Source organism: Synechocystis sp. PCC 6803 substr. PCC-P, assembly GCF_000284455.1.
Taxonomy (GTDB): Bacteria; Cyanobacteriota; Cyanobacteriia; order Cyanobacteriales; family Microcystaceae; genus Synechocystis.
On record NC_017039.1, the window covers coordinates 224,857 to 244,152 of the forward strand.

Here is a 19,296-nt window from a genome sequence, read left to right on the forward strand (position 1 = left end):
ATCAAATTTTCCCAGTATTGCCCAACATCTGGTTGACTAATTAAGCCGGGCCAGCAAAAAATTTCGTTAACCAATCCTTTAAAATCCAGGTGGCTCGGCAATCATCTTCGTTATAGCGCAAAATTAATTCCAAAAATTGGCGATCGCCAGTGGTTAACCAATTGTCATACCAACAGACCGACTGATCACCGCTGGCCTGGGCATCCCGCCATTGAAAACCTAACCAACTCGCTAGGGACTTGAGGGAATAACTTTCCACCGGGCAGATCACATGGTTGACCACATAATGATGTAAATCAAAACATTGTTCGAGGATTTTTTCCCGTACTTTTGGGGGCGTTCCATAAAGTTTTCCTAATCTCTTGATTGTTTCCCTTTCATACTCAGAAAAGTGATAAATGGGAGCATTAGGATAGGTCTGGATTAACTGGACAAATTCCTGCCAAATTAAGCCTTCTTCTTCGGGATCTTTGGCCATAAAACCATAGAATTTTTCCGTTTTTTGCCCATGGTCAACCACCACTACCCCCAGCAGATAATCCAAATTTCGTTCCGGTTCCGCTTCAATGTCGAAATATAATTCCACTGGCGATCGGGGTAGGGGATAAACTTTTTTCTCCTTCGCCATGGCCCGTTTTTCCACTAAAGCCAAGGCCTGTTGTTGTAATTGTTCGGCGATCGCCGTGCCCATTAATTCGGCCACTTGCTGGGTTTGCAGTCGGGCGAGGGAATCAATGGTCAAAACCCCCACCATTTGTAATGATTCGTAGCGGCTGGGGGTAACACCGGGTACCAAGGAAAGATGTTGTTGCTCCTGGGCAATGGCGTAGCAATGGTCATACCAGTGGCAGAGATTACATCGTTGGCGAGAAATAAATACCTCTGGTTCCCGCTGATGAATTAGGGTTTGCACACAGTCGGCTAGGGTTTGGTGAAAACGGGGCAACCATTCCAACAAATCCACCGAGTAAGAATTACCCCGCCGCAAAATAATTTCTACCCAACGGGGCAATGGTCCTTGATGTACCGCCAACAACTGGGCATAGAAGGCGGCTAGAATTTTGTACTCCGGTTTTGGCCGACGACCCAATTGGATACTCACTGGCCGATATTGCCATGGCCCCCAACGGGATTCACCAGGAACTTTAACCAATAAATGGGGATGGCCCAACAGTTCCAGCATTGGTAAATGGCCGTTGTTGTCGGTGTGCAAATTGACCGGCAAACTGTGGTAAAGACAACCCCGATAGATGCAATCTACCCCCTGGGCCATTAGGGTTTTGGTTTCCTGGGCCCGTTCTTGGCCAAGATAGGTGGGGGTTTCCGGTTCCCGATAATGGGGAAATTGTTCCTCCAGAACTTCCTGGATATGTCTTTGACTTTCTTGACGCAGCTTAAGCAAAAAGTCCCGCTCCGGGCGGCGCTCCTCACTGGAGCCGTGGGTGTTGAGATAGGCCCGGCGTTGACAACGCTTATAATCCAGCAAAAGAGAGTCGGTGACTAACATATCGCCCCAACGACCACTAGCTGGCAATTATTTCGGTTTACTGTGCCCCCATGGTTACTATTCTGTCGGGGAAATTCGCTGAGATCATCCACAAAGTTCACAAATCAAAAATTTTGCCTTAGTCAACCCCCATTATTCTACGAAAATGATTAATTTATTGCCGACATGACGCCCTCTTACTGCCACCAATGGGGATGGGCTGACAGAAAAAGTACATAGCTCGGAATGGCAAATTAACTATATCCAGTTGGAACGGGGTTAATTCCAGGCAGAGATTTTGAACTGTCCATGGTCTGATATGTAGCTAATCCGGGTACAACACAATCAGGTAATTAGATCTATGGGAATCTCACTGTCGAGAAAGGTGGCGATCGCCCTTGGACTGTTTGCGAGCTGTGTCAAAAATTTTGTGTTAGTGAACGAACCCTACGTTAAGACTTGCAAGAAACTTTTGGTATTGGCTCAAAAGCCTATTTGCAGACCGACAAACTCCATAGAGCTAGACGATAATTAAACTTAGCTGCCCCGGGGCAAACCACCGTTACGGCGATCGCCTTCACAGATGTGTCAGGATTCAATCAACAGTTAACGGATCAAATGTCGGCATTTTGCCAAGTTGCTTCCCCGGTGAACGAAAAAGGGACAAAATTCGCTCCCAATCAACCAGCCCATCGGGATTACACAGCGGCAGCCATGGTCCGTACTCTTAATTGCTTAGCCGAAGGAGCTAAGTAAGAAAATTAACCTATCTAGAATTTTATGTTGAAAAATATTTTTGCCCTGACAATTTTTGGGGGAATTTTTGGGGCTTTTCCCGTCCTTTCCCAAACGCCAATTCCCCAAACCGAAGCTCCGGCGAGAACCACAGATCAGTTAGTTGATCAAGTTTGTGGTTTTATCCAGTCCCAAAAGACTTTTAGTGTAGATATGGCCATTACCTATGATGAATTATTGGAGATAGGTAGTAAAGTTCAATACAGCGCTAACCAAGCACTATTAGTGGCAAAACCGAACCGTTTACGCTCCGATTATGTCGGGGATGAACGGGTAACAAATTTTTACTACGATGGTAGGAATTTTACCCTCCAGGCTCCCAATTTAGGATTTTATAACACTAAACCGGCACCGGATACATTGGATGGTGTGTTAGATCAAATTGATAGCAAATACGGCATCACTCTGCCCATGTCTAACTTGTTTGCCAGTGATCCCTGTGAAGATTTAAAAGCAGAAACCGAAAGTAGTTTCTTTGTGGGTAATAATTTAGTGGGTAATGAAGAAACCTATCAAATTTTGCTTCAGGGGGAAAATAGGGACTTTCAGATATGGATTAGTCAGGGGGAGCAACCTGTGTTAAAAAAGGCAATCATCACCTATAAAGACTTGCCCGGAGAGCCCCAATATACAGTGGTATTTTCCAATTGGAATTTCCAGCCAGAATTACCTAGCAGTGCTTTTACTTTCACCCCAGCTAAAGACGATGTAATGGTGGAATTTATTCCCCTAGATAAACTGAATTTGCCGTCAGAAAATTAGTGATTTTAAGACTGGATCATTTCCGGTCATATCCTTTAAAACTATGGGCCCAACTATGAAATCTTTAGTGCGTCAAACTGCCTGTTTATTTTCCATTCTCATTTTAGGATTGACCCTTTTACCCATGGATTCGGCCTTGGCTAGGGGAGGCCGAGGGGGAGGTAGTCGAGGGGGCGGCGGCGGTGCTTCTCCCCGGATGAGTTCCGGTGGTGCCAATCGGAGCGGTGGGGGAATGCAAAATCGGGGCAGTTTTAACAGTAGCAGTCGTTCCCAAAGTCGGAGTTCAGGGCAGGCTAACCGCCAAAGTAACCGTCAAGCCGGCAGTCAAAGTCGTCAGGACAACCGGCAAGGAAATCAACAAAACCGTCAGAGTAACCGTCAAACGGGGAGCCAGAATCGTCAGGATAACCGTCAGGGGAACCAGCAAAATCGGCAAGATCAAAGAACTCAAAGGACGGATACCCGTCAGGGAGAACGCTCTAACCGCACTGATACCCGACAACAAGGAGCAACCGATCGCCAAAATAATCGCCAAAACTTTGTGGACAACAATAATAATTGGTACAACGGCGGTGGCTGGTATGGGGGCGGTTACGGAGTGCCACCGGGATGGGGCTGGGTCGGCTTCACCACTGGGCTCGTTTTAGGAACGGCGATCGCCACTCCTCCTCCCTATTACGACACCGTCTATGTCGGTTCTTCGTCCTATATGTATTCCGATGGGGTTTATCTCCAACCCAGTGGGGATGAATATGTGATAGTTGCACCACCAGTGGGAGCGACAGTTAATTATTTACCCGATGGTTGTACTTCTGTGAGCTTAAATGGGGGATATTATTTCGATTGCGGTGGTATTTACTATCAACCATTTTTTGAAAATGGCATAGCAGTTTATCAAGTCGTGCAACTCTAATTATTAATTAGCCTAGAAAGTATTACAAATTTTATTCCTGTTATGACTGTCCTGTGATTAAACAAATATTTCCCATTTTCCAGTGGTTACCAAATTATCATCCTAGTTGGCTGAAAGCTGATGTGGTGGCGGGTTTAACCCTTGCGGCCTATGCCATTCCCGTGGCCCTAGCCTATGGATCTTTAGCGGGATTGCCCTCTGAGGTGGGATTGTATTGTTATATGTTGGGGGCCGTTGGCTACGCTTTTTTCGGTACTTCCCGTCAATTAGCGTTGGGACCCACGTCTGCTATTTCCATTCTTGTCGGGGTGAGTTTAGCCCCCCTGGCTAACGACGATGCTGGGCGTTATTTGATTTTGGCATCTTCCACTGCGATTTTGGTAGCAATAATTTGCCTGCTAGCTTGGTTACTCAAGTTATCCCAGATTGTTAATTTTATTTCCGAACCAATCTTGACCGGTTTTAAAGCGGGGGCGGCATTACAAATTGCATCTACCCAATTACCCAAATTATTTGGTGTGCCGTCTGGGGGAAGTAACTTTTTTAGTCGTATTTGGGATTTATTCCACCATTGGCAGGAAATTCAGCCTGCAACTTTACTGGTGGGAGGTTTGGCTCTGGTTTTGCTCGTTATGGGCGATCGCCTTTGGCCATCCAAACCTATTTCCCTGATGGTAGTGATTTTGGCCATTGTTGTTATGGGAATCACAAATTTACTCGAACAGGGGGTGAAAGTGGTGGGGGAAATTCCCCAGGGTTTACCTAGTTTTGGGATGCCCCATTGGAGTTTTAGTGACCTTGATAGCCTATTGCCCCTCGCCCTAGCTTGTTTTTTACTGTCCTATATCGAAGGTATTTCCACCGCCCGTAGTTTTGCCATCAAACATCACTATCGCATTAATCCAGAACAGGAATTGTTGGCGATCGGGGCGGCTAATCTGGCGGCGGGTTTAGGGCAAGGTTATCCCATTGCCGGGGGACTTTCTCAATCGGCAGTAAATGAAAAAGCAGGGGCAAAAACACCCTTAGCAATCATTATTACTGCCTGTATTATTGCCATAGTCTTGCTGTTTTTTACCGGTCTTTTCAGCAATTTACCAGAGGCAATCCTGGGATCGGTAGTTTTAGTGGCGGTAAAAGGGTTAATTAATATTCCTGAGTTACAACATCTCAAAAAAATTGCCCCTCTGGAATTTAAGGTTTCCCTTATTGCTCTGTTCGGGGTACTTTGCTTTGGGGTGCTACAGGGGGTTTTATTAGCGGCGATCGCCTCCATTTTGTTCTTGATCCATATTATTTCTTATCCTAGTAGCGCAGTTTTAGGAAGAATTCCTGGCTCTGACCAATTTAGCGACCTTGAACGTCATCCGGAAAATTTAGTCATTTCTGGGGTATTGATTTATCGAATCAATGGACCAATTTTATATTTCAATATTAATAACATCGAAAGTGATTTATTTAACCACCTTGCTCAACAGCAAGAGCCAGTAGAGTTAGTGATTTTTGAAATGGGAACCTCCCCTGGTATTGATACTCCTGCTGCTCGTTGGTTTAAAACCTTATCGCAAAGCCTTAATCAACAGGGCATAACTTTAAAATTAGTAAATGCTAGCGGGTTCGTGCGGGATCGTTTGCGGGCAGAAGGGTTAGAAGGTGAAGTAGGAACTTTCCGACGTTTAGACACCGTTGATTCCCTGATTTCTGAGTTTAATTGCCAACGATATTCAGATTTACCCCATACCGAAAATGACTGAAGAGTGACATTTTATTTTTACTTGGTAAATATAATTTATTCACATTTGAAATTCACCAATTTATCTATCCTGTAAATACGAAGTGAGACAACTATTGTTGCATTTTCTCCAAAATAGCGACAGAGGTGGGGGACTGACGGGTAAAGTAATTAAAAATTAATAGCTTAAACAGTGAATCCAAAAATACAGGCACTGTGGCAATAAAAATATAAACGGCGTGGCGATTTTCCGGTAGTCCAAAATGGCTTGTCAAGTTTTCCAATACCACTTCCCAACCATGGGCCGAATGAAAGCCAACAAACATATCTGTTAATAAAATAAAAATGAATACCTTGGTAATATCATTTAAAGCTAAAAAAGACTGACTTAAATATTGCTGAGTGATAATGGATTTACCACGAAATACTATGATCAAAACCACAAAAGCTACTAATCCAGCAATATCAGCGAGGAGATTCACTATGCCCTGTTGACTGTTAGTGGCAGCCTGGCGGATTAATTCTTCAGCTTTCTTCTTTAGTTCTTGATGAATTTTTTCCTGGTTGAGAGGTTGATTTTCTGATAGAAGCTGTTTGATTTCTAAAGTTTCTTTATAGCGAGCAAATTCTTCAAAATAGTGTTCAATGGTCTCCTCTTGATAGTGAATTTTTTCCCAGGCAACTATATCTACTCGGAAGTGTTGTACCAAGGGGGCAAAAACTAAGTTTTTAGTCAGTATTTGAACTGTCAAAGGAATGAAAATAAGAACTATTAAAAAACGAGTGGCAATGCGTCTTTGAAGTCTGAGATTACGGAGATTTTGTAAAATTTTCTGTTCATCCTGTGCGGATAAATCCCGTTGAATATTAAAGAAGTTACTACGTTTTGGTGAGATATTGTTAATTTCAGCAGAAGATTGGGAGTCAACTTCTACTAAATCTTCAGAAAAACGATATTTGGCAATAATCTTTTCAATGGCATCCAGTTTGACAATAATTTCAGCTTCTGTTATTTGAAAATCCTCACTATTGTTCAATAAATTAGTTGCGTTAAAGCGAGCTAGATTAAACTTAATTTTTAATAATTCCCGCTCTAAAGTAGATTTGAAATAGTTGTAGGTATTAACGCCTCTTTGACTGTCAGGGGCGATTTTGCCCCCGTCAAAATAGGTTTTCTCAATGGATTCGATCGCCTGGGCACTAACTTGGGCGTTATCCAAAGCGGCGATCGCCTGGCGGACTAACCAGTGGTGGAATCGATGGTTGGGGGAACCGAGTTTTTTGTCAGGTAACATGGTGGTAGGCTCTGGGCAAAATCAAGGGGAAAGGGAGCTTACAAATCAACGGAAGGTCCACCTCAATATTCCATAACAATCCGAAAAAAGTTGCACAAGTCCAGGCCCACCGGGGATGATGTTAACTTGTTGCTCAAATCTGTTCCCCGTCGGTACTGTTAACTCTCCATGACCACCCTGACCCCCTTTATTCCCCTCAATTTCCCCATCACGGCGATCGTCGGCCAAGAGGCAATCAAGCTGGCTTTACTCCTAGGGGCGATCGATCCTGGCTTGGGGGGCATTGTTATTGCCGGACGGCGGGGCACAGCCAAATCGGTCATGGCTAGGGCAATTCACACTTTGCTCCCTCCCATTGAAATCATTAAGGGCAACCGTTACCAATGCGATCCAAAAAATCCCGGCAGTTGGGATGATGACACCCTAGAAAAATTTGCCGATGTTCCCCTGGATCAATTGGAAACCCAGGTAATTCCCGCTCCCTTTATTCAAATTCCCCTGGGGGTCACGGAGGATCGCCTGTTGGGATCGGTGGATGTGGAAAAATCCGTTAAGCAAGGGGAAGCGGTGTTTCAGCCGGGATTACTGGCCCAGGCCCATCGGGGGGTGCTGTACATTGACGAGTTGAATTTACTGGATGACCAGATTGCCAATCAGTTGCTAACGGTGTTAACGGAAGGCAAAAACCAGATTGAGCGGGAAGGCATGAGTTTTCAGCATCCCTGCCAGCCTTTATTAATTGCCACCTATAACCCCGAAGAAGGGCCGTTGCGTCGCCATTTATTGGACCGCATTGCGATCGCCTTGAGTGCGGACGGTATTTTGGGGCTGGATCAACGGGTAGCGGCGGTGGATCAGGTGCTAGCCTATGCCGATTCTCCCATTAGTTTTATTGACCAGTACGACGCCGAATTGGACGACCTAAAAACCACCATCATTCTGGCTCGGGAATGGCTCAAGGAAGTGAGTTTAACCCCGGAACAGGTGAGTTATCTGGTGGAAGAAGCAATCCGGGGCGGCCTCCAGGGCCATCGGGGAGAATTGTTTGCCATGCGGGTAGCGAAGGCGATCGCCGCTTTGGATGGCCGTAGTGATGTGCAGGCTGATGATCTGCGGCAAGCAGTGGAATTGGTGATTGTGCCCCGTAGCGTGTTGATGGACAATCCCCCGCCTCCGGAACAGGCTCCCCCCCCGCCGCCCCCTCCCCAAAATCAGGATGAAGGGAAAGACGAGCAAGAGGATCAACAGGATGACAAGGAAGACGACAAAGATAATGAACCGGAAGCGGAACAGGATCCCCCCAGCATTCCGGAAGAATTCATTTTTGATCCTGAAGGAGTAAGCCTTGATCCCTCGGTGCTGTATTTTGCCCAGATGGCCCAGAAACAAGGTAAATCCGGCAGTCGTTCCGTAATTTTTTCCGATGACCGGGGCCGTTACCTCAAACCGATTTTGCCCAAAGGAAAAGTCCGCCGCATTGCTGTGGATGCCACGTTGCGGGCCGCTTCCCCCTACCAAAAATCCCGTCGTTTACGCCATCCCGATCGCCAGGTAATTGTGGAGCAGGGAGATATTCGGGGTAAAAAGTTAGTGCGGAAAGCCGGGGCATTAATTGTGTTTTTGGTGGATGCGTCGGGTTCCATGGCGTTGAATCGTATGCAGGCCGCCAAAGGGGCGGTGATGCAATTGCTCACAGAAGCCTACGAAAATCGAGATCAGGTTTCCCTTATTCCCTTCCAGGGAGAAAATGCCGAGGTACTATTGCCCCCCACCCGTTCCATTGCCATGGCCAAAAAACGGCTGGAAACTTTGCCCTGTGGCGGTGGTTCTCCCCTTTCCCACGGCTTGATGCAAGCGGTCAATGTGGGTATGAATGCTAAACGATCCGGGGATATTGGGCAGGTAGTAATTGTGGCCATTACCGATGGTCGGGGTAATATTCCCTTGGCCCGTTCCCTGGGCGATGAAATTCCCGAAGGAGAAAAGCCTGATATCAAAGCGGAATTGTTAGAAATTGCCGCCAAGATTCGCGGTTTAGGGATGCAATTGTTGGTGATCAACACCGAGAAAAAATTTGTTTCCACTGGCTTCGGTAAAGAATTGGCCCAAAAAGCCGGGGGCAAATATTATCAACTCCCCAAAGCCACTGACCAAGGTATTGCCTCCATGGCCCGCCAGGCGATCGCCGACATGCAATAGAATAAACTGACAAAATGTGCATTAAGTAACATCCCCTTTAGCTCGAAGGTTCAAGGTTGCCTCCACACAACTCAATCATCGATGAAAGATGAAATTAAACAAGTTAATGATGTCGCCAAGCAATTTAAGATGTCAAAAGTCCAACGCAAGGAATTTGGCCGATTTTTGGAAAAAAAGAAACAGGAAGGAAAGGGAGGAACAAAAAATGGACGGGGAGATTTTACTTACCCAGAATTAGAACAACAAGCCAAAGAGTTTCTAAAATCATGAATATTTCTTTTATTTCTTCGACAAATACATCCCCTCAAAAACTTGATCAACGTTATTTAAATAAGCTAATTAATTTGCAGATAAATGGTAAAATTTGCTGGCAAGCTCATCTAGGTTATGGGCAAGAATTATGTCTAGAAATTGGTCAAAAAATTCCCTACTCTTCTCCTAGGCTTCAAGGCGAATCCAAAGGTGAATGGCAGTTTGGGACTAGAGCCTCAGACTGGTCTATTATAACTGCCGGCAAAAGGCCCTGTTTCTTTGTCAAATCATCAGAAGATGAATCAATAATTAGGAGTAAGATAGAAAAACTTAATAATCAGGTCGTTAAAGGCATTAGAATTATCAACTATTCCCCAGGTTATTGCTACTGTTTTAATTTAGGTCATTATGATCTTTTGATTCCCGACCAAAATAATGATGATGGTTTATCTTTATGGGAATTGTTTATACCCGAGCCCGATCGCCTTGTGTTGGAGGTATTTCCCCATCTGAGATTTCAACTACATTCCCAAGATGAAAGTGCCTGAAAGTTCGGTGATCGCCTACGTATGAAAATTTTAATCACAAATTATTTTCAACTTATTAATTTTGGTTTAATTCACCACAGCCAAATGGGTTAATTCCTCACTAGCTAAACCGCTGATGGTACCCCCTAAATTTAAAACTTCTGTCAAAAAGGCGATCGCCTCCGGGGTGATAATTTCTCCGGGAACAAGGACGGGAATACCGGGGGGATAGGGGCAAAGCAGACCAGCACTAATTTTCCCAATCGCTTCATTAACGGTTACCGATTTTTGGGCAGCATGGGCCGCTCGGCGGGGAGTCATAGCCAGAATAGTACCGGGTAAGACGGGTAAAGTTAGGTGAAAAGGTTGTTGAGGATTCGTAGGTGCTAACTGGGTTAAAGCTTCCAATAAATGTCCTAAATCCTGGGCTTGATTGCCAATACTAACGATAAAACTTAACTGCCTTAGGGTGGGCAATTCCGCTGTAATTTGAAACTTTTCCCGTAACAAATCATCTACCTCAAATCCTGACATTCCCCAGGCAGTGACATCGACGGTAATGCGGGTGGGATCGAGGATTAAAGCTCCGGGCAAAGGTTTGGTAATTTCTAATAAAGTTAACCCAGGAATTTGACTTAATTGTTGTCGATAATGGAGGGTAAAATTCAATAATTCCGCCATCTTTTCTCTGCCGCCATTGGCCATTTGGTGCCGCGCATCATCGAGGGAAGCCAATAAAACATAATTGGGACTAGTGGATTGAATTAATTGCAAACATTGACTAATTCTTGGGGGATTAATTAAGTTTCCTTGGCCATGGATCATGGCACATTGACTCAAAGCTCCCAGCATTTTATGGGTGGATTGGATGACAATATCCGCCCCTAATTCTAAAGCCGGTCTGGGTAAGGATGGATGGAAAGCAAAATGGGCACCGTGGGCTTCATCAACAATGACAGGTAGGTTAACTCTATGACTTAATTTAATTAATTTTTGTAAGTCCCCCACAACACCGTGGTAGGTAGGATTGAGCAAAAATACTGCTTTTGCATCGTCATGTTCTTGCAATGCTTTACTTAAAGTTTCCTCCGTCACCCCCAAAGCCAAATCCCAATCGGGGTTAACCTCCGGTTCCAAAAATATTGGCACTGCCCCAGCATGGATAATGCCGGCGATCGCCGCTTGGTGAACATTCCGAGGCAAGAGAATTTTATCCCCATCCCCACAGGTGGCCAAAATTGCGGCCACAATACCGGCGGTGGAACCGTTAACAGAAAACCAAGTGTGTTCTGCCCCCCATAAATCCGCGGCTAACTCCTGAGCTTTGGCGATCGCCCCGGTGGGAGCAAAGAGATTATCTAATTCCGGCAATTCCGGCAGATCAGCTTGGAAGAGGTTTGGCCCCAACCATTGTTTAAAACTAGGGGAAATACCCTGACCCCTTTTATGGCCCGGCGCATAAAAAGGCGTATCCGGTTGTTGAGCTAGGGCTTTTAACGCATTGACCAGGGGCAAATCTTGTTGATTGAGGTTGACCATTACAAATCAGGAAATACCGTTTTTACCGCCCCTTGCACCAATTTTCCGGCTTGAACATTGACTCCTTTCGCCAACGGCAAATCATTTTCCCAAGCCTGTTCCCCCAGATTGGCCAATTTCAACACATAGCGCAATGTACTATTATTCAACGCTTGGGTTGCTGTCCAGGGAGTGGCTCCTGGCATATTGGGAATGCCCACATGAACTACTTCTGCTTCGATGTAACTGGGTTGACTATGAGAAGTTACCCGCAAAGTCTCCACACAGCCCCCTTGGTCGATCGCCACATCCATAATCACCGCCCCTGGCAACATTTGCTCCACTTCCTGGCGGGAAACCAACACTGGGGCCCGCTTGCCTGTGATCAATACTGCGCCGATGAGCAAATCTGTATGGGGCAACAGGTCTTCGATTTGGCTGGCATTGCTGTAGCGCAGATCCACCCGGGAACCGAACAGTTCTCCCAATTGGTTTAAACGGTCTACATTGATGTCTAGGATGGTCACCATGGCCCCCAGTCCGATCGCCATTTTGGCCGCCTCTGTACCGACTACGCCACCGCCGAGGATAGTTACTTGTCCGGCCTTGACTCCGGGTACGCCTCCCAACAGAACTCCCCGGCCTCCCTGTTGTTTTTCCAAATAATGGGCACCCATCTGCACCGCCAATCGTCCGGCAATGCGGCTCATGGGGGCCAACAATGGCAATTGACCATCAGCCAATTCCACCGTTTCATAGGCGATCGCCGTAATGCCAGATTTAATTAGAGCTTCGGTGAGGGTACGTTCCGCTGCCAAATGGAGATAAGTGAACAACAACTTAGGCAAAGTTAAATATTCATACTCTTCAGGGAGAGGCTCTTTCACTTTCACCACCAATTCCCTGTTCCAAGCCTCTTTGGCAGTGGCAACTAACTCAGCTCCCGCCTTTGCGTAGGCTCCATCGGGGAAGCCAGACCCGACTCCGGCCCCTTCTTCCACAAATACTTGATGGCCCTGGCTCAGCAATGCCCGTACACTACTGGGGGTCAGCCCCACCCGAAATTCCTGGTCTTTAATTTCCTTGGGAACACCAATTTCCATACCAATCTCTGCAAGGGGGATACTATGCCGACACCCCTATTAAATCAAACATTTCCACCGATGCCATGGACTAGAACCCCAACTATGGATTGGTCATCAATTCCCTTAAAATAGTAAGTCCGCTTAGATCAACAAAATCCAAAATTATTGAGAGGTTTGCCTTGCTAACATTGGGGGTCAACATCGATCACGTAGCCACCATTCGCCAAGCCCGCCAAACGGTGGAGCCAGACCCGATCGCCGCCGCTGTGTTGGCCGAACTGGCCGGGGCGGATGGTATTACAGCCCATTTACGGGAAGACCGTCGCCACATTCAAGAGCGGGACGTGGAAATATTGCGAAAAACGGTGCGCACCCACTTAAACCTGGAGATGGCCGCCACCAAGGAAATGGTGGAAATTGCCCTCAACCTTAAACCGGATTACGTCACCCTGGTACCGGAACGGCGGGAAGAAGTGACCACGGAAGGGGGTTTGGATGTGGCTGGGAACTTGAACTATTTGCTGGGAGTAGTTGAGCAGTTACAATCCCGACATATTCCCGTTAGTCTTTTCATCGACCCGGATGTGGCCCAACTGAAAGCCTCTGCCCAAACCGGAGCAAAATTCATTGAATTACATACGGGCAAATATGCCAATGCCCCCACCGCTGACGACCAAGCTAGGGAATTGGGGTCCCTGGCGATCGCCTGTGACATTGCTCTAGAACTGGGGCTAAGGATCAACGCTGGCCATGGGTTGACCTATTGGAATGTGCGCCCAGTGGCGGAATTACCGGGCATGGAAGAGTTAAACATCGGCCACAGCATCATGAGCCGGGCCATTCTGGTGGGCATGGAAAGGGCCGTGCGGGAAATGAAATTAGCCATGTTGGGGCTGCCATTTTAGCGCCGAGCCCATGGTAGGGTGGAAAGTTGGGCATTGACGACCCCACCCATCGACATAGTCAATCAGTATTTATTTTTTATAAAACGTAAAACAAACTATATGGCTACCTATTATTATGCTTTGGCAAGTCAAAAATTTCTCTTGGAAGAGGAACCCTTTGAAGAGGTGCTGAAAGAACGGCGACGGGATTATGGTGAAAAAAATAAGGAAATTGACTTTTGGCAGGTGATCCAACCGGCCTTTCTTAATGCCCCAGAATTAGCCGAAGCTAAAGCTAAAGCTCCCGAAAAAAATGTAGCCATTGTTTCCACCAATAAGTCTTTTATTGTTTGGGTAAAACTCCGGTTGGAATATGTCTTAACTGGAGAATTTGAAGCTCCCTCCGATGCCATTCCTGACCCCCTTGCATCCCTGGATTAGGTTCAATAACCATGGCGATCGGGCAAAACTTTTCTCCCCATAGCTAAGGTCAATCGCCCTACTCGTATTCCAGTAAACTCCAAAACTGATTACTGCCGGGGAACTGGGCCGCTACGGTCACATTGTCAAAGCGGATAATTTCTGAGCCGGTGAAAACGTCCCCTGTGCGGTCTAGGGGAATTAACTCTTGCCGTTGCTCATCAACTAAGACCACTTTTTCCGCCCCCGGCACTTGAAGTTGGAAATAGCTGGCTTGATTTTGGGGCAAATTTCTTCCCAATGGGGAAATTAACCGCACCTGCTTTTCGCTGAAGGTACCATAGGTGCTGGGAAATGCTTGTCCTGCTCCCTGGGCCTTCACATCGTAGGCGATCGCCTGGTAATAGGTATCTTCCTGGGAATTTTTACTGAGAATTAATAACTGATATTCTCCCGGTTGGGGAAAGGCGGCATTGACTGTCACCTGGCTCTGCTGACTTTGGCTGAGGGTATATTGCTTATCTAAGGGTTGACCGTTGTTATCCATTAACTGGGCCACCACCTGCACATCGTTACCCGTGCGGAGAATCACTTCTAAATCCCCACCAGCGACGATGTCATTTTTGGGATGACTAACCAACGCTATTTGATCCCGGAAAAATCTGGGGGTCAACGCGGGTAACTGATCAAACGTTTGGCGATCGTAGGGTTGGGGCAATAACTGCCATTGGCTTTCCCTAGGAAAATGGCTGACAATTAGCTGTTCCGGCGCTGTAGCAAAATAGGTAGGGTTAAATTTAGCCTCGAACTTGCCATCACTGACAATGCCTGCTCCCCAGGTGGTATCGAGTAAATACCATTGACCGTCTATTTTTACCCCGTTCCAAGCGTGGTTAACGTCCGGATCATCCCCCACAATCACGTCTCCCCCTTTGGCAAAACCTTCAATAATGACCACATCTAGCCCCAATTCCTTCGCTAAAGCCTGATACAAATTGGAGTAGCCAGAGCAGATGGTTTCCCCCCGAGCAAGCACTGTTTCCGGCCGGAGATCATCTATGTTGCGGGTTTCCGCCATGGGCACGTCATAGGCAATATTTTGGGTAATCCAGCTATAGGCTAAACGGGCTTCTTCCCAGTCATTACTGGCCAAGGGGCGGATTAAATCCGCTAATTCCTTAACCGAGGTACCCTGGTAGTTGATAGTACGAGCCAAATTATCTAATCTTTCCCCTCCATCCACAGAAAAGCTTTTAGTGTTACCGGCAATGGGATTATCCACCCGTTGAGTTACCACAAGGGTTTTGGGGTTAATGCCCTGGGGCAAATTGTCGGCGATCGCCCCTAGGTTAACGGGTGGCAAATTTTTGGAACCACCACTGGGGCTGAAATACCAAATCCCTGCCCCGATCAAACCCACCAGCATCAGGGCGGGGAAAAAGCCGCCGTTAGCTTTCGGTGACTTTTTAGTCATCCTTCGTCGGGTTGACCGAGGTTGGGGACGGTAAGAACTCACGGTGTAATGAGCGTTGATTAACGCTGAAAAATTGAAGTTGACAAAACCAAGAAAAAACCTAAGCGCCGACAAACTTGAGGGAAACACCGTTCATGCAATAGCGTTTACCGGTGGGCTGGGGACCATCATCAAAAACGTGACCTAAATGGCCGCCACAACGGGCGCAATGAACTTCAGTGCGAGTCATGAAAAAGGATTTATCGACAGTGTAAGCCACAGCATTTTCCAAGGGAGCATAGAAACTAGGCCAGCCGGTGCCGGAATTAAACTTGGTTTCGGAAGAAAATAAGGGAAGCTCGCAACCAGCACATTCGTAAGTACCTAAATCATAGTTTTTGTCCAGGGGGCTAGTACCAGCTCTTTCCGTGCCATGTTTGCGGAGTACTTTATAGGCCTCTGGACTTAGTTGCTGTTGCCATTCTGCATCGGTTTTGGTGACTTCAAAAACTTCGTTTGTTTTAGGCATGATTTGAGGTTCTAGTTCGGATTTAAGTTGGGGTTGGGATTGGTTGGTTGAATTTACATATTGAGCCAGCCAGAAAGCTCCCAAGGAGGCGGTGCCCACTTCTAAAAGGTAACGTCTTTTCATGGTTAAAGTTTGGATGGGTGAGGTACGGGAAACTTAACTGGTGGGATTACGAAGTTGGGCCGTTTGTACGGTTAGGCTTAAACGGCGATCGCCCCGGAGTAGGTCGAGTTTGAGAGCTTTGTTCAAACCGGCTTGTTCTACTATGCGCTGTAGGCGGGCACCATCGCTAATGGGAGTACCGTCCACCGCCACAATGACATCTCCCCGACGGATACCGGCCCTTTCAGCGGGGGTTCCGGGCAAGACCCGCATCACCAAAATGCCATCCACTTCAGGAATGATAAAGGGAGAATTGGGATTGCGATTATTCTGCTGGGCTTGGTCCACCGTGATATTCATCATTTGCACCCCAATGTAGGGATGGGGCACTGTTCCCCCCGCAGCGAGGGTATTTTGAATTGCCTTGGCCTGATCTATCGGAATGGCAAAACCAATGCCAGTGGCATCGGCTCGGATGGCGGTGTTAATGCCAATCACTTCTCCCCGGGCATTGAGCAACGGGCCACCGGAATTGCCGGGGTTAATGGCGGCATCGGTTTGAATAAATTCCACCCGCTTATCGGGGATACCGGCCTGGGCGGCGGATCTTCCCAATGTGCTAATAATTCCTAGGGTAACTGTATTATCTAACCCCACCGGATTACCCACGGCGATCGCCCAATCTCCCACCTGCAGATTACTGGAAGTGCCAAGGGGAGCCACTGGTAGGGCAGAACCCTGGGGCTCAATTTTCACCACAGCCAAATCTGTCACTTCATCGGTGCCCCGCACCTGGCCGTCGAAAGTACGGCCATCCCGGAGAGTCACCACCACTTTACTGGCACCATCTACCACATGGGCGTTGGTGAGAATAATGCCACTGTTGTCGATAATGAAGCCACTACCCTGGCCGGCAATGCGTCTTTCCCGGGGAGGTACGGGGAAGGATCTACCAAAAAATTCCTGGAAGAATGGGTCGTCCAAAATGGGGTCAGTGCGACGGGTTACCACTGTCTCCGTATCGATGCGCACCACCGCTGGCCCAGAACGGGATACGGCCGCCGCCACAAAGCTTTCTGAGGTCAAGGGTACCGATGCCTGGGCGGTAATCACAGGAGCCGGGGGCAAATCGTCCGCCGCCGCCACTGCATGGGGTAAATTGGCGATACCAAAAGCCGTGCCCACTGCAAAAGCCAATAAGTAACCGCCGATGCGGCGTAACCAAGTGGGATATTTCATCGTCTCCAAATACGCATTAGCAAGGATTTACAGAAATTTTCACTTTTGCCATTCTAACAGGGACGATTTTACCTAAGAATCCGTTTTCAAAGCTTTTCCACGCCACTGACTTGTGGGCAATAGACTAGCCCAAGCAAACTTGGGGGCCGGAGTGGGAGTTGCCGAACGGTTTCTTGGGATGGATTGACTCAACCCCGGGTGGGCTTGAGTTTGCTGCGCCCCAGGCTAGTTTTTCTTGAGTTTATCCCCCGTGATAGGCTGATGGGGGGAGGAATCAGCCAGTCTGGCAACCTGCTACGATCGCCTCCTACTAAACCGCCCTATTTACCTTTGCACGACTGCATTACCGCCATGGCAGAACCCATTTCCCTATTGTTAGTTGATGATGAACCCGGTGTACGGGAATCCGTGCAGGCGTTCCTAGAAGATAGTGGTGATTTTAAGGTGGATTTAGCGGCCAATGCCACGGAAGCTTGGGATTATCTTCAGCACCATTTGCCGGCTTTGGTCATTTCCGACATTATGATGCCCCAGGTGGACGGTTATCAGTTTTTGCAAAAGCTCCGGGAGGATGCCCGCTTCCAGTCGTTGCCGGTGGTGTTTCTCACGGCCCGGGGGATGACTGGCGATCGCATTCAAGGTTATCAAACTGGCTGTGACGCTTTTTTATCCAAGCCCTTTGACCCCGATGAATTGGAGGCGATCGTCCGTAATTTATTAGCTCGTCAACAGGCCAGTAGCGATGCGGGCAGTGAATCGGCTAAGTTACAGGAAATTTACCAGGAAATCCGGGCTTTAAAGGAGCAAATTGGCCAACCCAGCGGTATCCACACCACTCCGTCGCCGATCAAGCTGGATTTTACCCCCAGGGAACAGAGCGTTTTAGATTTGGTTTCCCAGGGCTTAATGAACAAAGAAATTGCGGCCCAGTTGAAGACCAGTGTCCGCAACGTGGAAAAGTATGTCAGTCGTTTATTTACCAAAACTGGGACTAATAGCCGCACTGAATTAGTTCGTTTTGCCCTGCAACACGGCTTAACAGAATAACTATGACAAGTTCGCAGCAATTATTTGGTTGAGCCAGTCTTTTTTGATTTTTCCCAAGGTACTATGTCTGAAAATTTTGCAGTTGCTACGCCGGTGCGGGTCGGAATTGTCGGTACTGGTTATGCGGCCCAACGTCGGGCGGAAGTTTTCCGGGGCGATCGCCGTAGTCAATTGGTTAGTTTTTGGGGCAATAGTGAAGCCAATACAGCTAAATTTGCCGATACTTTTGGAGTTAGACCCCAGCAATCTTGGCAGGCATTAATTAATGATCCAGAGATAGATTTAGTGCTCATTGCCACCATTAACCAACTCCATGGGGCGATCGCCGAGGCGGCATTGCAAGCCGGTAAACATGTGGTGTTGGAATATCCTTTAGCGTTAACCTATGCCATGGGCAAAAAACTACAACAGTTAGCCCGGGAAAAAGGTAAATTACTGCATGTGGAACATATTGAACTATTGGGGGGAGTACACCAAGCCATTCGCCAGAACCTAGGCAAAATTGGTGAGGTTTTTTACGCCCGCTATAGCACCATCATGGGACAAAATCCCGCTCCCCAACGTTGGACCTATCACCATCAGCAATTTGGCTTTCCTTTAGTGGCGGCCTTGTCCCGCATCAGTCGGTTTACGGATTTATTCGGTACAGTACAGCAGGTGGATGCCCAATGTCGTTTTTGGGATCAGCCTAATCCGGAATATTTTCGGGCTTGTTTAGCCACCGCCTATCTCCAGTTTAATAATGGTCTTAAAGCGGAGGTTATCTATGGCAAAGGGGAAGTTTTTCACCAGAATGAACGGATTTTTACCCTCCATGGCGATCGAGGCACCTTAATTTTTGTCGGGGAAACAGGTAGGTTAATTCAGGGACAAACGGAAACTGAAATTACCGTTGGTAGTCGTCGAGGACTGTTCAGACAAGACACGGAAGCAGTGTTGGATTATCTAACCACTGGTAAGCCCCTTTATGTGGATTTAGAAGCTAGTTTATATGCTTTAGAAGTGGCGGATCTCTGTGCCCAAGCTTGTGGATATAAGGTTGAAAATTAGCGGAAATA

The 19,296-nt window shown here is 47.2% G+C and carries 18 protein-coding genes; 11 read left to right on the plus strand and 7 right to left on the minus strand.

Annotated elements, in window-relative coordinates; all coding sequences use genetic code 11:
* Positions 1 to 40: 40 nt before the first annotated feature.
* Positions 41 to 1,534, minus strand: a complete 1,494-nt coding sequence (locus tag SYNPCCP_RS01050; RefSeq protein ID WP_231848044.1) for a TM0106 family RecB-like putative nuclease — start codon at positions 1,532 to 1,534, stop codon at positions 41 to 43.
* A gap of 537 nt (positions 1,535 to 2,071) precedes the next feature.
* On the opposite strand from SYNPCCP_RS01050, the gene SYNPCCP_RS17390 reads away from it, so the two are divergent.
* From SYNPCCP_RS17390 to SYNPCCP_RS01065, 4 genes are read left to right on the plus strand one after another with little or no spacing between them, the layout of a single operon-like run.
* On the plus strand, positions 2,072 to 2,242 hold the full coding sequence (locus SYNPCCP_RS17390; RefSeq protein WP_010871412.1) for a hypothetical protein: 171 nt from the start codon (positions 2,072 to 2,074) through the stop codon (positions 2,240 to 2,242).
* 24 nt (positions 2,243 to 2,266) lie between these two features.
* The gene (locus SYNPCCP_RS01055; protein WP_010871413.1) at positions 2,267 to 3,043 is read left to right on the plus strand and encodes a DUF2092 domain-containing protein; all 777 of its coding nucleotides are present in this window, start codon (positions 2,267 to 2,269) and stop codon (positions 3,041 to 3,043) included.
* A gap of 43 nt (positions 3,044 to 3,086) precedes the next feature.
* Positions 3,087 to 3,956 (plus strand): DUF6515 family protein, encoded by an 870-nt coding sequence (locus tag SYNPCCP_RS01060; RefSeq protein WP_010871414.1) that lies wholly within the window; start codon positions 3,087 to 3,089, stop codon positions 3,954 to 3,956.
* A 53-nt stretch (positions 3,957 to 4,009) separates the two neighbouring features.
* Positions 4,010 to 5,710 carry a SulP family inorganic anion transporter gene (locus tag SYNPCCP_RS01065; protein ID WP_010871415.1) on the plus strand — a complete coding sequence of 567 codons (1,701 nt, stop codon included), beginning with the start codon at positions 4,010 to 4,012 and terminating at the stop codon, positions 5,708 to 5,710.
* Positions 5,711 to 5,801: 91 nt separating this feature from the next.
* Here SYNPCCP_RS01065 and SYNPCCP_RS01070 read toward each other — a convergent pair whose 3' ends face one another.
* A complete protein-coding gene (locus SYNPCCP_RS01070; protein WP_010871416.1) occupies positions 5,802 to 6,983 on the minus strand; it encodes a proton extrusion protein PcxA in 1,182 nt (393 codons plus the stop codon).
* 168 nt (positions 6,984 to 7,151) lie between these two features.
* On the opposite strand from SYNPCCP_RS01070, the gene bchD reads away from it, so the two are divergent.
* From bchD to SYNPCCP_RS01085, 3 genes are all read left to right on the plus strand, one after another.
* A complete protein-coding gene (gene bchD / locus SYNPCCP_RS01075; RefSeq protein ID WP_010871417.1) occupies positions 7,152 to 9,182 on the plus strand; it encodes a magnesium chelatase ATPase subunit D in 2,031 nt (676 codons plus the stop codon).
* An 81-nt stretch (positions 9,183 to 9,263) separates the two neighbouring features.
* A complete protein-coding gene (locus SYNPCCP_RS01080) occupies positions 9,264 to 9,452 on the plus strand; it encodes a hypothetical protein (RefSeq protein ID WP_020861387.1) in 189 nt (62 codons plus the stop codon).
* The gene (locus tag SYNPCCP_RS01085; RefSeq protein WP_010871418.1) at positions 9,449 to 9,982 is read left to right on the plus strand and encodes a hypothetical protein; all 534 of its coding nucleotides are present in this window, start codon (positions 9,449 to 9,451) and stop codon (positions 9,980 to 9,982) included. Before SYNPCCP_RS01080 ends, SYNPCCP_RS01085 begins: the two co-directional genes overlap by 4 nt.
* Before the next feature lie 66 nt (positions 9,983 to 10,048).
* Here SYNPCCP_RS01085 and SYNPCCP_RS01090 read toward each other — a convergent pair whose 3' ends face one another.
* Entirely contained in the window at positions 10,049 to 11,500 is a 1,452-nt protein-coding gene (locus SYNPCCP_RS01090) for an aminotransferase class I/II-fold pyridoxal phosphate-dependent enzyme (protein ID WP_010871419.1), read from the minus strand.
* Positions 11,500 to 12,582, minus strand: a complete 1,083-nt coding sequence (ald, locus tag SYNPCCP_RS01095) for an alanine dehydrogenase (protein ID WP_010871420.1) — start codon at positions 12,580 to 12,582, stop codon at positions 11,500 to 11,502. Before ald ends, SYNPCCP_RS01090 begins: the two co-directional genes overlap by 1 nt.
* Positions 12,583 to 12,743: 161 nt before the next feature.
* On the opposite strand from ald, the gene SYNPCCP_RS01100 reads away from it, so the two are divergent.
* Entirely contained in the window at positions 12,744 to 13,469 is a 726-nt protein-coding gene (locus SYNPCCP_RS01100; protein ID WP_010871421.1) for a pyridoxine 5'-phosphate synthase, read from the plus strand.
* A gap of 18 nt (positions 13,470 to 13,487) precedes the next feature.
* The gene (locus tag SYNPCCP_RS01105; RefSeq protein WP_010871422.1) at positions 13,488 to 13,889 is read left to right on the plus strand and encodes an MgPME-cyclase complex family protein; all 402 of its coding nucleotides are present in this window, start codon (positions 13,488 to 13,490) and stop codon (positions 13,887 to 13,889) included.
* A 58-nt stretch (positions 13,890 to 13,947) separates the two neighbouring features.
* Here SYNPCCP_RS01105 and SYNPCCP_RS01110 read toward each other — a convergent pair whose 3' ends face one another.
* From SYNPCCP_RS01110 to SYNPCCP_RS01120, 3 genes are all read right to left on the minus strand, one after another.
* Positions 13,948 to 15,342, minus strand: coding sequence for a transglutaminase domain-containing protein (locus tag SYNPCCP_RS01110; RefSeq protein ID WP_020861389.1), 1,395 nt, complete (start codon positions 15,340 to 15,342; stop codon positions 13,948 to 13,950).
* Positions 15,343 to 15,442: 100 nt separating this feature from the next.
* Positions 15,443 to 15,973, minus strand: coding sequence for a peptide-methionine (R)-S-oxide reductase MsrB (gene msrB / locus SYNPCCP_RS01115; RefSeq protein WP_010871424.1), 531 nt, complete (start codon positions 15,971 to 15,973; stop codon positions 15,443 to 15,445).
* Positions 15,974 to 16,006: 33 nt separating this feature from the next.
* Positions 16,007 to 17,191, minus strand: a complete 1,185-nt coding sequence (locus SYNPCCP_RS01120) for an HhoA/HhoB/HtrA family serine endopeptidase (RefSeq protein WP_010871425.1) — start codon at positions 17,189 to 17,191, stop codon at positions 16,007 to 16,009.
* A 351-nt stretch (positions 17,192 to 17,542) separates the two neighbouring features.
* Between SYNPCCP_RS01120 and rre1 the strand changes: the two genes are divergently transcribed.
* On the plus strand, positions 17,543 to 18,238 hold the full coding sequence (gene rre1, locus SYNPCCP_RS01125; RefSeq protein ID WP_014407067.1) for a two-component system response regulator Rre1: 696 nt from the start codon (positions 17,543 to 17,545) through the stop codon (positions 18,236 to 18,238).
* Between the two features lie 63 nt (positions 18,239 to 18,301).
* The gene (locus SYNPCCP_RS01130) at positions 18,302 to 19,288 is read left to right on the plus strand and encodes a Gfo/Idh/MocA family protein (RefSeq protein ID WP_010871427.1); all 987 of its coding nucleotides are present in this window, start codon (positions 18,302 to 18,304) and stop codon (positions 19,286 to 19,288) included.
* Positions 19,289 to 19,296: the final 8 nt, after the last annotated feature.

Bases quoted from the DNA above. Each gene is read 5' to 3' on its own strand.
- SYNPCCP_RS01055 (WP_010871413.1), top strand. From the start codon at position 2,267: ATGTTGAAAAATATTTTTGCCCTGACAATTTTTGGGGGAATTTTTGGG.
- SYNPCCP_RS01060 (WP_010871414.1), top strand. From the start codon at position 3,087: ATGGGCCCAACTATGAAATCTTTAGTGCGTCAAACTGCCTGTTTATTT.
- SYNPCCP_RS01070 (WP_010871416.1), bottom strand. From the start codon at position 6,983: ATGTTACCTGACAAAAAACTCGGTTCCCCCAACCATCGATTCCACCAC.
- bchD (WP_010871417.1), top strand. From the start codon at position 7,152: ATGACCACCCTGACCCCCTTTATTCCCCTCAATTTCCCCATCACGGCG.
- SYNPCCP_RS01080 (WP_020861387.1), top strand. From the start codon at position 9,264: ATGAAAGATGAAATTAAACAAGTTAATGATGTCGCCAAGCAATTTAAG.
- SYNPCCP_RS01085 (WP_010871418.1), top strand. From the start codon at position 9,449: ATGAATATTTCTTTTATTTCTTCGACAAATACATCCCCTCAAAAACTT.
- SYNPCCP_RS01090 (WP_010871419.1), bottom strand. From the start codon at position 11,500: ATGGTCAACCTCAATCAACAAGATTTGCCCCTGGTCAATGCGTTAAAA.
- ald (WP_010871420.1), bottom strand. From the start codon at position 12,582: ATGGAAATTGGTGTTCCCAAGGAAATTAAAGACCAGGAATTTCGGGTG.
- SYNPCCP_RS01110 (WP_020861389.1), bottom strand. From the start codon at position 15,342: ATGACTAAAAAGTCACCGAAAGCTAACGGCGGCTTTTTCCCCGCCCTG.
- msrB (WP_010871424.1), bottom strand. From the start codon at position 15,973: ATGAAAAGACGTTACCTTTTAGAAGTGGGCACCGCCTCCTTGGGAGCT.
- SYNPCCP_RS01120 (WP_010871425.1), bottom strand. From the start codon at position 17,191: ATGAAATATCCCACTTGGTTACGCCGCATCGGCGGTTACTTATTGGCT.
- rre1 (WP_014407067.1), top strand. From the start codon at position 17,543: ATGGCAGAACCCATTTCCCTATTGTTAGTTGATGATGAACCCGGTGTA.
- SYNPCCP_RS01130 (WP_010871427.1), top strand. From the start codon at position 18,302: ATGTCTGAAAATTTTGCAGTTGCTACGCCGGTGCGGGTCGGAATTGTC.